At 56.4% G+C, this 12,380-nt stretch carries 11 protein-coding genes; 5 read left to right on the forward strand and 6 right to left on the reverse strand.

Going from position 1 to position 12,380, the window contains the following annotated elements; genetic code table 11:
• Positions 1-80: 80 nt before the first annotated feature.
• Entirely contained in the window at positions 81-1,385 is a 1,305-nt protein-coding gene (locus IE102_RS04470) for a UDP-glucose dehydrogenase family protein (RefSeq protein WP_189485164.1), read from the reverse strand.
• A 431-nt stretch (positions 1,386-1,816) separates the two neighbouring features.
• Between IE102_RS04470 and IE102_RS04475 the strand changes: the two genes are divergently transcribed.
• From IE102_RS04475 to IE102_RS04490, 4 genes are all read left to right on the forward strand, one after another.
• Complete coding sequence (locus tag IE102_RS04475; RefSeq protein WP_229807557.1) at positions 1,817-2,530, forward strand: metallophosphoesterase family protein; 714 nt, start codon at positions 1,817-1,819, stop codon at positions 2,528-2,530.
• 256 nt (positions 2,531-2,786) lie between these two features.
• Positions 2,787-3,335 (forward strand): polysaccharide biosynthesis/export family protein, encoded by a 549-nt coding sequence (locus IE102_RS04480; RefSeq protein ID WP_189485997.1) that lies wholly within the window; start codon positions 2,787-2,789, stop codon positions 3,333-3,335.
• Between the two features lie 153 nt (positions 3,336-3,488).
• Positions 3,489-5,687, forward strand: a complete 2,199-nt coding sequence (locus tag IE102_RS04485) for a GumC family protein (RefSeq protein ID WP_189485166.1) — start codon at positions 3,489-3,491, stop codon at positions 5,685-5,687.
• A 66-nt stretch (positions 5,688-5,753) separates the two neighbouring features.
• Positions 5,754-6,791 (forward strand): glycosyltransferase family 2 protein, encoded by a 1,038-nt coding sequence (locus IE102_RS04490; RefSeq protein WP_189485167.1) that lies wholly within the window; start codon positions 5,754-5,756, stop codon positions 6,789-6,791.
• 6 nt (positions 6,792-6,797) lie between these two features.
• On the opposite strand, the gene IE102_RS04495 is transcribed toward IE102_RS04490, so the two are convergent.
• Together IE102_RS04495 and IE102_RS04500 are read right to left on the reverse strand one after the other, a co-directional pair.
• Entirely contained in the window at positions 6,798-7,193 is a 396-nt protein-coding gene (locus tag IE102_RS04495; RefSeq protein WP_189485168.1) for a VanZ family protein, read from the reverse strand.
• Between the two features lie 177 nt (positions 7,194-7,370).
• Positions 7,371-7,685: a hypothetical protein gene (locus IE102_RS04500; RefSeq protein WP_189485169.1), complete on the reverse strand. Its 315-nt coding sequence runs from the start codon at positions 7,683-7,685 to the stop codon at positions 7,371-7,373.
• Between the two features lie 183 nt (positions 7,686-7,868).
• Between IE102_RS04500 and IE102_RS04505 the strand changes: the two genes are divergently transcribed.
• The gene (locus IE102_RS04505; protein WP_189485170.1) at positions 7,869-8,345 is read left to right on the forward strand and encodes a VanZ family protein; all 477 of its coding nucleotides are present in this window, start codon (positions 7,869-7,871) and stop codon (positions 8,343-8,345) included.
• A 94-nt stretch (positions 8,346-8,439) separates the two neighbouring features.
• Here IE102_RS04505 and IE102_RS04510 read toward each other — a convergent pair whose 3' ends face one another.
• The 3 genes from IE102_RS04510 to IE102_RS04520 form a co-directional block, all read right to left on the reverse strand.
• On the reverse strand, positions 8,440-9,876 hold the full coding sequence (locus IE102_RS04510) for a hypothetical protein (protein ID WP_189485171.1): 1,437 nt from the start codon (positions 9,874-9,876) through the stop codon (positions 8,440-8,442).
• Between the two features lie 75 nt (positions 9,877-9,951).
• Positions 9,952-11,067, reverse strand: coding sequence for a glycosyltransferase family 4 protein (locus tag IE102_RS04515; RefSeq protein WP_189485172.1), 1,116 nt, complete (start codon positions 11,065-11,067; stop codon positions 9,952-9,954).
• A 9-nt stretch (positions 11,068-11,076) separates the two neighbouring features.
• Positions 11,077-12,246, reverse strand: coding sequence for a glycosyltransferase (locus tag IE102_RS04520; RefSeq protein ID WP_189485173.1), 1,170 nt, complete (start codon positions 12,244-12,246; stop codon positions 11,077-11,079).
• Positions 12,247-12,380 lie beyond the last annotated feature (134 nt).

Below are 12,380 nucleotides of genomic sequence, written 5' to 3' on the forward strand. Positions count from 1 at the left end.
TTTCATTTGAAGCCTTCCGCTAAGTGCGAATAATCCTAAAAAAGCCCGCCGGTTTGGCGGGCTTTTTCTATCATCAGGCATCAGGGGCGACCGATGCTGGTGTAATCAAAATCTTTCGAGCGCACTTCCGAAGGCTTATAAACATTGCGCAGATCGACCATGACGGGGGTCTTCATGACCGATTTAACGCGGTCGAGGTCAAGGGCGCGGAACTGATCCCACTCGGTCAGTATGACCATCGCATCGGCACCTGCCACCGCATCATAGGGATTGGCCTTATAGTCCACATCGGTCAGCAGCTTTTCGGCTTCGTGACGGCCTTCAGGATCATAGGCCTGAATGACAGCCCCGGCAGCCTGAAGGGCGGGTACGATATCGAGCGACGGGGCATCGCGCATGTCGTCGGTGTTGGGCTTAAAGGTCAGGCCTAAGATTCCGATGGTCTTGCCGGACACATCACCACCGAGCGCCTTTTTGATCTTTTCGGCCATGGCCTTTTTGCGCGAGGCGTTGACCGCGACGGTCGCTTCGATCAGCCTGGTCGGTGTGCCATGATCGGCAGCGGTTTTCACCAGGGCCAGCGTATCCTTGGGGAAGCACGAACCGCCGTAACCGGGGCCAGCGTGCAGGAACTTGGTGCCAATCCGGTTGTCCAGCCCGATGCCGCGGGCCACGGCCTGAACGTCAGCACCGACCGCTTCACTCAGATCGGCCATTTCGTTGATGAAGGTGATCTTCATGGCCAAAAACGCGTTAGCGGCATATTTGATCAGTTCCGAGGTGCGGCGACCCACAAACAGCAGCGGGCTCTCGTTCAGGTTCAGAGGGCGGTAAAGCTCACGCATCACATTGCGGGCGCGCTCATCCTCGGTACCGACGACGACGCGGTCAGGGCGCTTGAAGTCGCTGATGGCGGCCCCTTCGCGCAGGAATTCCGGGTTGGATACGACCGCAAATTCGGCGTCCGGGCGACGCTTTTTGATAATGGCCTCGACCTCATCGCCGGTGCCCACGGGGACCGTTGATTTGTTGACGATGACGGTAAAGCCGTCCATCAGATCGGCGATTTCTTCGGCAGCCGCATAGACGTAAGACAGATCGGCATGGCCATCGCCGCGCCGTGACGGCGTGCCGACCGCAATAAAGATCGCATCGGCCGAGGCGATGGCTTCTTTTGGGTCGACGGCAAAGAACAGGCGGCCTTCGCGGACATTGGTTTCGACCAGCTTATCAAGACCAGGCTCAAAAATCGGAATTTCCCCGGCCTGCAACCGCTCAATCTTTGAGGCGTCCTTATCGACGCAGGTCACGACATGGCCGAAATCCGCAAAGCAGGCGCCGCTGACAAGGCCCACATATCCTGTACCGATCATGGTTACGCGCATGACTATATCCTAATGTCAAAAATACCGGACGAATGTGCCGGAAATACTGCCAGAAATCGTGAATACGCCGGACATGTCCGCGCACCACGCTGTGAAAAAAATGGATTAAATCCTAAACCTGATGACGGCGCTCAATGCTGGTAATCCCTAAATCTGTTGGCGGCTTCGCGCGCATTTGTCAATAGATTTACCACGCTCAGACCCTGCCTGAACCTGATGTGCGAACCTGAGCGTCATAAGTTAAGATTTGTGACCTATTCTATCGTCGAAATCTGATAAGAAATATCTTTAGTAAATTTTTTCAGATTGCGAACTAAGGTGATCTTTGGTTTAGACTGGCTGCATAACAATAAAGCCTGCGCGGCGGATTGATTGCGTTTTACATGATAAGCTTTTTCAAAAATCTGTTTTCACCGCGCAAGAGTGACCCCGTGCCGATCGTTGATCGGCTGACCTATGCCATCGGCGATATTCATGGCCGCGCCGATTTGCTGACGCGCATGATCGACAAGATCCGCGAAGACTCTTACGCCTATCAGGAAAAGCCAAGGGTGGTGCTGCTGGGCGACTATGTTGATCGCGGGCCGGCCTCCGATAAGGTGATCGAGACGATCCTTAAGCTTAAGAACGAGATCTGGTGCGACCTCGAAGTCCTGATGGGCAATCACGAGATGTCGCTGATCAACTTCCTCGAAGACCCCGAAAGCGGCTCAACCTGGGTGCAGCACGGCGGGGGTACGACCCTGATGAACTATGGAGTCCAGGCGCCGCCCCTGCGTAGCGACGCGGAGGCCTGGATTGAGGCGCGCGACCAGTTTGGCAATAATCTGCCGCGCGCGCACCTTGAGGCCATCTGCGCCATGAAGCTGATTATCTATGGCGGTGATTATGTGTTTGTCCACGCCGGGGTCAAGCCGGGCGTGCCGCTGGATGATCAGGACGCCATGACCTTATTATGGATACGGGCGGAATTCCTGTCGGCGACCAAGGCCTGCAACTATGTGGTGGTGCATGGCCATACGCCGACGCCGGAGCCGTTTAATTCGACCTGGCGGATCGGGGTGGATACCGGCGCCTATGCCACAGGGGTGTTAACCTGTGTGCGTCTTCATAAGGAAACGCGCCAGTTTATCCACGTAACATAAAAATGGCATATTAATTGCACAGTTTAACGCCGGGTAAGTTCCGTCGTGAGGTTAACCATTTACTTATTAAAAGTAATGGAAAAACACATATCATTATTGGAACTTTATATCCGTATCCGTTATCTGAATTTGCGCCGCAGCAGAAGATTGAAAGACATTTTCGGGTTGAGGCAGGAGGCTTAGCGTGCAGGCATACGTAAAAAAGATTTTCTTTGTATTGGCAACGATACTTATGGTTTCGGTCGGGGCAGGCGGTATGGCCTTCGCCCAAACATCTGCGTCTGAATCCGATGCGCAAACTGCATCGGTAGCCGCGCCGTCTACCGCAGTTGCGAGCGTGGACGCCTACAAGTATAAAATGGGCGCCGACGACAAGATCCGGGTCATCGTATTCGGTGAGCCTGACCTGAGCGGCGAGTTCGTCGTCAACGGTCAGGGCACGGTCGCCCTGCCCCTGATCGGTGAAGTTAAGGCTATGGGCCTGAGTATCAGGGAGCTGCAGGAACAATATGCGGCCGTCCTGCGCGAAGGCTACCTTAAGGACCCGCGCGTCAGTATCGAGGTTCTGACCTTCCGGCCATTCTACGTTCTGGGTGAAGTCAGCCGTCCGGGTGAATATCCATATGTCAACGGCATGACCGTGATGAATGCGGTCGCACGGGCACAAGGTTTCACCTATCGCGCGAACAAGAAAAAGGTCTATATTAAAAGTGCGGACTCAATTGAGGAACGTGCGGTCGATCTGACACAAACTCTGACTGTGCAACCCGGTGATACCATTCGGGTCACGGAACGATATTTCTGATAAGGTGCGCGGGTGTGATTCCCGCGCATTTAGTGCGCACCCCGAACCCGTGTAAGCGGTTTCGGAACAAGGTGCGTATTAAGACAAATGTCGGGCGTCTTTTAAGTGTGTGTGGCGTTTCGGCATAAATTTTTTTAAGAAGAGCAATAGCCTATGGCGGAAGTTGTGAACCCAGTCGAAGCGCGTGATGTTGATGATGCGGGCTTCGATGTGTTAAGTTTCATCGCTGATTTCCGCCGTTATATCCTGCTGTTCGGCCTGGTCTTCATTGCCATATTTGCGCTTATTCTGGTGCCGCTGGTGACGCAGGCGCCGAAATATACCGCCGAAGCCAGTGTTATGATCGATCCGCGCATCGTTAATACTACGCCGGGTAAAGAGGTTGTCTCTGACCTGCCCGCCGATACCGCGACCATCGATACCGAGGTTGAAATCCTGAAATCGACCGCTCTGGCGGAACGGGTGATGACCGACCTTGATCTGGATCAGGACCCTGAGTTCAACCCCTATATCGGTGAGCGCAAGAAGTTCCTTGGCTTTATCGGCGACAGCCAGCCGATCAAAAAAGCGACCACTGCCGATGAGGCCGATGCCCGCCATCAGGTGATCATTAACAAGATTCTCAAGCGGGTTTCGGTTAAGCGTCAGGGCGCTACCCGCGTCATCAATGTCCGCTTCACCAGTCTGTCGCCGTCAAAGGCTGCCGCAGTTGCCGATGCCTGGGCACGGCTTTATCTGGTGCAGCAGCAGGAAGCGCGGGTCAGCACGACCCGCGATGCGTCTAACTGGCTCGATTCACGCCTGACCGAACTGCGGGCGCAGGTCGAGACGGCTGAGCGCGCGGTGCAGCAATATAAGATCGCCAATAACCTGATGAGCTCCGAAGGGGCGACCCTGACCGAGCAGGAAATCTCCAACCTAAATACCCAGATGGCCGGGGTTAAGCTGGATGAAGCCGCTGCTGCCGCACGCCTGTCTACGGCCAAGCGCCAACTGGCGACGGGTTCATCGGGCGATGATGTCGGTGAGGCGCTCAATTCCGGCGTTGTCCATTCCCTGCGCACCCAAAGCGCCGAGGTCAGCCGCAAGGTGGCCGAGTTGGAGTCCCGTTATGGGCCGCGTCACCCGGAAATCCTTAAGGCCAAGCGCGAAAAAGAAGACATCGATCAGCAAATCCGTGCCGAAATCACGCGCATAATCTCAAACCTTGAGGCGCAGGTTCAGGTGCAGCGTCAACGCCGCGGTGCGTTGGAGCAAAGTGTATCCCAGACCCGCGGTACACTGGCCGGCAATAACCGCGCTCAGGTGCGGCTGAATGAGCTGGAACGCGACGCCATGGCCGCGCGCACCATCTATAATTCCTATCTGGAGCGCTTTAAGGAAACCTCCTCTCAGGAAGGTAATAACCGCGCCGATGCCCGCATCGTGGCCACCGCCAAGCGTCCGACCAATCCGAGCGAACCGCGCATCCCGCTGAGCATTGCCCTGGCTTTCTGTGGGGCGCTGGGGGCGGCAACGACCGTCGTGATGGGCCGCCGTGCCCTTGACCGGACGATTACGACCTCTAACGAAGTTGAACTGCATCTGGCCCAGCCCTATCTGGCCGGTTTGCCGCTGCTGAATGTCTCTCTCGATAAGGCGGCGGCCAAAATGGACCCGTCGACCTATCTGATGGAAAAACCGCTGTCGGTGTTTGCCGAAGGCTTCCGGACACTTAAAACCTCTCTGATCTATGGCCGTAATGGTGAGCGCGCACAGGTTATCGCCGTCACCTCAGCTCTGCCGGGCGAAGGCAAGACCACGGCCTCGATCTGCCTGGCCCAGGTCATTGCCATGGCCGGTCAGTCGGTGGTGGTGGTCGATTGCGATCTGCGCCGTAAGTCATTGAATAAATTCATCGGCCATAAGGTCGAGCAGGGATTGCTTGAGGTTCTGGCGGGTATGGCGACCATTGATGATGTCGTGGTCGACGGCCCCGGCGGCAAGCTTAAATTGTTACCGCTGGCGCAGGATACAGATACCACCAAGGACGTCTTCGGCTCGCTGGTTATGGACTATCTTATCCACCGTCTGCGCCGACGCTATGATATTGTTATTCTGGATACAGCGCCGGTCTTGCCGGTGGTGGATACACGGGTTCTGGCCCGCAAGGCCGATGTGGTGGCCATGCTGGTGCGCTGGCGCAAGACCCCGCGCGAAGCCGCCCGCAGCGCGTTGCAGATCCTGATCGACTCGCAGGCCCCGCTTAGCGGCGTGGCCCTGAGCCAGATCGACGTCCATAAGCAGGCCAAGTATGCTTACGGCGAAGGTGCGTTCTACTACGAGGAATATAAAGACTATTACATGCAGTAACCCCGCTGGCGCATAACCTGCGTCAGGCAATCCTCCGGGGCAGCCTTTTTATGGGTATCAAAGCCTATGTCGGTAAAGCTTAAATATGACGTGGTTATCGCGGTGCCGGTCCTCAATGAGGCCGGGGTTATCGAAGGGGTGGTGCAAAACCTGCTCGATAGTTCTGCGGATCTTCAATCCTGTGTCGTGGTGGTCGCCGATGGCGGCTCACGCGACGGCACGACCGATATTGTGCGCAACCGGTTTGGCGATAATGATCGTGTCAAACTGATCCATAATCCCGCAAAGCTGCAAAGTGCCGGGGTCAATCTGTGCGTTCAGGAATTTGCCCATCCGCAAGGGGTGCTGATCCGCTGCGATGCCCATTCGGATTATCAGCCTGATTTCATCACCCGGCTTTTGACGACGCTGAACGATACGGGGGCTGACTCTGTGGTCGTGCCGATGGACTCGGTGGGCTTTAGCTGCCTGCAAAAGGCGGTGGCCTGGGTCTCTGATACACCGCTGGGCTCCGGCGGGGCCGCGCACCGCGGCGGTCATGTCAAAGGCTTTGTCGATCACGGCCATCATGCGGCGTTCAAGGTCGCCAGCTTCATGCATGCCGGCGGCTATGATCCGACCTTCTCGCACAACGAAGACGGTGAGTTCGACAATCGCCTGCGCGCGCGCGGCGGTCGCATCTATATGGATAGCGATATCCGGCTGAACTACTTCCCGCGCGATAGCCTGATCAAGCTGTTCCGGCAATATTTCAACTATGGCTGCGGGCGGTCACGTACCGTGCGTCGCCATCCGGGCTCCATTCGCCTGCGCCAGATGGCGGTGCCGCTGCATCTTATATTGCTGCTGACGTCGCTGGCCCTGCTGCCGGTATCAGGTGTGTTTGGTTTGTGGCCGCTGACCTACCTGTTTGTGCTGACCATCTATTCGCTGATGATCACGGCCAAGCGTAAATCGGCGTGTGGGCTGCTGGCGGGACCTGCGGCCTTTGCCATGCATACCGGCTGGGCGTTAGGGTTCTTCTATGGCTTTGTGGCGATCCGCGAACATCGCTGGAAGCCGGAAGAGGTTGCTGCCCCGGTCGTTACCGAAAGTCTTTCGTAAAACTTACTACAGTCTGATTTGCAGATGCTTGTTGTCGGCGACATTGCGCTTGAACTTCTGGCGCATAAAACCGATCAGGGTCGGCAGAACCGCCATGGTCGAGCCAAGGCTGCTGGCCAGGAAATCGGCGACATTGCCATCGCGCCCGGTGCTGGTTTGCAGCACTTCGGCGACGGCGCTAATGGTGATGCAGAACAACAGCACACTGCCCCGGCGCGTCGTATGGGTCGCCAGCAGCAACAGCGACGCAAAGCAATAGAACGTCAGGACGTGGGCTTCTTTGTCGCTCATGCCCAGTTCAAAGGGCAGGGTCTGATACGGACCGAGCAGGAAGACGAACAGCCAGATCGATACCACGAGCACGAGTCCGCGCAACGCCAGAACAGGCATGGACAGGGTCATGGTGGTCATCCTCACGATAAGGCTTATTAGGATTTAATTAATCCTATTAAAGCCAAAGCGCGAGTCTAAACAAGGAAAAATGTTGCGATTGCGTAACGTGGGTCTTTTTCCGTGTAAGGTTTTTTGTTTTGCCGCATTTTTTAACGACGAACCGGTGTCCACTTCGTCGAAAAATGCTTACAACAGATGCGCCAGCCCCATGACAACGGCAGTCCACACTGAGCCACAAAACAGCACCAGAGCCGTCACCGTGTAGACCGTTGGGATTTTTTGGGTTTCCGGCGATGGATCGGGGAACGGCATCGACAACTGCGTGCGCAGGTCGGCCTGCAACTTTTGCGCAGGTGACGGCACATGAACGTAGTGCGCGGCGTCCGAAACCTGCGTCAGATGGCTGCGATCACGCTTGGCAGGCGCTGCCGGTTTGGTGAAATCGCGCGTCACGACATCGGTGGTGTCTTCGAATGACGGGGCTAAGTTGAGCTCAGGCATATTCTATCCCTGCAAAAAATCTATGCTCCCAAAGTAACCTATCGGCCTTAAGTAATAGTTTCAATCCTTAATAAACAGAAGGTAAATATAAGAGGGCTGTAAATTATACCTCTATTAACCATGAAATTTAACATCACCTTATGTGTGTATCCGTTAAAGGTTAGGGCAAGGTGAGGTGGTAATATGAGCAGGCAATCTCAAGCAATTTTCCTTGTACGCACGGCCGTTGTTTTACTGGCGGTCATTTTGGCGGTTCTGATGTTTGGACCGTTTCAGGGGCGCGAGCAGGAACTGGGTCTTAGTGATAAAGAAGCGCACGTTCTGGCCTTCTTTGTTCTGACGTTGCTGGCGGTGACGGCCTTTCCGCGTGTCCGTAAGTGGGATGTCGGTCTGGCCTGCCTGATTGTTGCGGGCTTAAGCGAAATCATTCAGATGTTTACCGGCCGCAGCGCCAGTCTTTATGACTGGCTGGCCGATGCGACCGGGGTGGTCATGGCGATTGCACCTATGAACTTTGCCGCCTGGCGCGCTCAGATGCGCGGCGGCAAGCGCTGGAAGCGTCGGGCTACCGATCAGTTTGCTAAGGAGGTCATCGCCCGCCGACCGACACCGCCGACCCTGGCCGGGGTGCGTCGCCGCCGAACCAGCGAAGCCTCTTAGAGTGCATTCCGAAAAGTGTTCAACGGTTTTCGGACTCAAATGCACGTTAAAACAAAAATTCATAAAAAAAGCGGCCCGCTAAAGGCCGCTTTTTTTATGATGCCTGAACATCCTCGGTTTCCGATGATCGGTGAATATGGCCGACCACGCGCGGCGGGACGACATATTTGGTGCCCGCAATCACCCCAAACAGGCAGGCGACGAAGATGCCGTAATCCGGTGTCGTCCCGACCAGAGACGCGCAGACCAGAACCGGCAGGACGGACAGCTTGGCGCCGTGCAAAATAACTTTAAGCTCTTTTTGCTCAGGTCTGACGCGGGCCGAGATAAGCTGGATCAGGAAGATGGCAAACAGCAGGGCGCCGATAAAGCCGGTCGCCGCCAGAATATTGACGAAGAAGTTCGACGTCCGCACCGAGCCGGCCCCGACACCAAAGCCCTTGGTATCCCAGAAATTCTGCAGGGCATAGGTGTTCCACGACGACCGCTCGATATAGGACAGGGACTGGGTCTTATTAAGCAGCATCTCATCGACCAGAGTGAAAATGAGCTCGCGCGTGGCGGGCAGGGCCATCAGGCCGATGAAGCCGAGAAGACCCAGAATGGAAATGACCCCCAGCTCCTTGGCCACGCGGGCGCGCAGAGCCATATCGCCATTAATGGCCTTATGGATGCTATCGGCAAAATGCAGGCCGACGATGACAATAATACCGACATAGGCCGTCGACGACGTGGACAGGGCGGCAAACAGAAAGCCCAGGCCAATCGCGGGCATGACCACCCACTTGGTCATCTTGGGCGAATAGAGCTGACGCATGAACAGCAAAGGCCCCAGCAGGGCGATCACCAGCGTGCCATAGGAGGATGCTTCCGGCATCAGGCCGACCGTGCGGCGCACGCCGCCACTGACTTCCTGATCGACCAGCATGGCGTAGCTGGCGTTTCGGAAAATTTTGAGCATGTCGGTCTTGCCGGCTATGCCGAAAACGAAATCTATCATGCCGGTCGCGATGGCGGCGATCATGGCGTACAAAATCGCCTTGGTGAAGGTCTCTTTGAAATCCGGCAAACGCGCCATAGTCGCCATGGCGGTGACGATCATGAACGAGATGATCAGGTACAGCGATTGGGTAATATTAGACGTCGTCGGATAGAGCGGCGTCAGGGCGTAGGAATAGCTGGTGGCCAGGCGCATCGGGATGACGTACATCTCACCGGCAAACAGGCTCGGCAATATAAAAGCGCCCACGACTGCCACCAGGGTGAATAGCCCTAAGATTCCGACGCGACTGGGGTTCACCAGGGTCCGCGTATAGATCAGCGCCGTTTTCTGCATCCACAGCAGTTTGCCGATCAGGAACAGGAACGCCACCGGGGCCGCCAGAATACTGGCGCCTGCGGTCAGGGCCGGGGGGATGAGCGCCAGAGCGCCGAAGCTGGTATAGACCAGTGCCGTAATCAGCAGGAAAGATGGTGGCCGCGTCAGGCCGTAAATCAGGATCAGCAGACAGAGTATGGAAACAGGCGTCACGTCTTTGGTCCTTTTCGCGCCCTTCGGGCAACCGTCGGGAAGCCCGAACAGGGTTATTCATAACGGCAGCATTTTTCAAGCGGCTTTTGCTGCAACGGCGGCGGGGGCTAAAAGTTCCAGAAGCTGACGGGCCGTGCGCGCCCAGCTATAGTGGGATGCCTTGAGCCGCCCAAGGCTGACATAGGTCTGACGCAAAGTCGGATCGGTACTGAGAGCACTGATCTGGCGGACCCAGTCTGCGGGCTGATCAGGGTCGGCATAGAGCACCGCCTCCCCACACACTTCCGGTAGCGCGCCGCAGGGCGCCACGACCGCTGGACACCCCAGCAGCATGGCCTCAAGCGGCGGCAGGCCAAAGCCTTCGGTGCGCGACGGAAAGGCAATGCACAGAGCCTGAGCCATAAGCGCGCTTAAGGCTTCATCGCTGACGGGGCCCGCAGCGATGATATTATCGCCAAGCGGAACATCGGTCAGGGATTGCAGGGCGTTGCGATCCGCCCGGCCAAACAGAACCAGCTTAAGGTTGGGCAGGTCGGCAAAGGCTTCCAGCAGCACTTTGATATTTTTGTGGCTCTGGGTATTGGCCAGGCCGATGACATAGCCGCCTTCGCTCAGGCCAAGATGCTCAAGCACGGAACGATCCGGCCGCACCCGCAGGACATGGTCTACACCATTGTGCACCGCGGTGATTTTGGCGGCGGGCGCAATGCCATAGTGGATCAGCTCTTGTTTAGAGAACTCCGACACCGACAATATCTGCTGGCTGCGATGACCGAGCCACGGCTGGATAAAGCGATACCAGAGCCGAAACGGCACACTGTAGGACTTAGGCGAGGCGTGCACCTGCGCATCATGCAGCATGGTCACGGCATTCAGGCTTAAGGCCGGGCCGAGATTGCATAGGTTTAGCAGGCGGGTGCCGCGTGCCAGATACGGCAGGTCGATCTGCTCCCACAGGTTGCCACCAAAGCGGCCGGCGGTGCGGGTGGGAATGGTCTTAAGACCCAATCCGGCAATGGCCTCGGCGGCGGATTTCGGGGCCACCAGCTCAAAAGCGATCTGATCGCGAAGGGCCGGATCAAGGGTGATGAGGCGGTCAAGCTCGCGCACGATTTCCATCGCCACGCGCTGAACGCCGGTCATATGGGCGCCCATGAACTTGCCATTAAGTGTTACGCGAACCGGATGCATAGTTATAGCTTAACCGCGCATAGCCTGTTTTTCCAGCATGACATTGCTGGGTTTCAGTTCGATCACCGGGCTGGGCGGGACATCCTCGCCCTTAAGGCAGTCTTCGATATGGCGACGCAGACGCTCGACAAAGATCGGCTTGGCAAAGCTTGAGGCATGGGCGCTCAAGGTCGCCGGATCGAAGCTTTCGTGGCGGGTTTCCATCTCTTCGACAGCGGCCATCAGCGATTCGACCGTCTGCTCTTTGAACAATATGCCGGTCTTGCCATCCACGACGGTTTCAAGCGCGCCGCCCTTGGCATAGGCAATCACAGGGCGTCCGCTGGCCATGACTTCAAGCGGGATGATGCCAAAGTCCTCAACACCGGGGAAAACCAGAGCGCGGCAATGGGCAAAGTGATGGGCCATGGCCTTATCATCAACTGAGTCCAGAAACTGCACATTCGGGCCCGCCGAGGCTTTCAGTTTTGAGTCGGCACCAGCGCCAATAACCACCAGCGGCTTACCGGATTTAGTGAAGGTTTCGACCGCCAGGCTGACTTTTTTGTAGGGCGTGATCTGACCGGCGCACAGGTAATAGTCACCGGGACCGTCGCTGTTGCTGGCCAGAGGCACAAAGCGTGAGGTATCGACCGGCGGATTAATGACCGTGGCGTCGCGGCGATAGAATTTTTCGATACGCTTGGCGACATAGTGCGAATTGGCAATGAAGTGGTCGACGCGCGAGGCGGTGGTCACGTCCCACACCCGCAGCATGGGGGCTGCGATCGACATGATCAGGCGGCCCATAAAGCCCATGCTGGAGCGGTACTGGTCATACAGATCCCAGATGTAGCGCATAGGCGAATGGCAATAGCAGATATGGGTGGCGTCCGGGCGGGTCACGATCGCCTTGGCGGGGCCGGCCTCGCTTGAGATCACCAGATCATAACCGGTGACATCGAAGGATTCGATGGCGAACGGCATTAGCGGCAGCATGGCCTTATAGTGTTTCACGCCACCGAACTTTTGCAGGAACGAGGTGTGGATCTTATGTTTCAGGATGGTGGGCGACAGCTTGGCTGGATCGGCCACCAGAGTGAATATATCCGCATCCGGATAAAGTTCACACAACGCTTCAAGTACTCGTTCGCCCCCGCGCATGCCGACTAGCCAGTAATGTACAAGGGCGACTTTCATTGCGTATCTGCGCGTCCTTCGGCGTGAATTGGTTATGTGTCAGTTAATAATGGTTAACACATATTACGGTTGTATAACGTGGGTTTGCGAAAGGCAATAAGCTGCTGAACTCACTGGATTTTCGATTCCGTAAA

The organism is Asticcacaulis endophyticus, assembly GCF_014652575.1.
GTDB lineage: Bacteria > Pseudomonadota > Alphaproteobacteria > Caulobacterales > Caulobacteraceae > Asticcacaulis > Asticcacaulis endophyticus.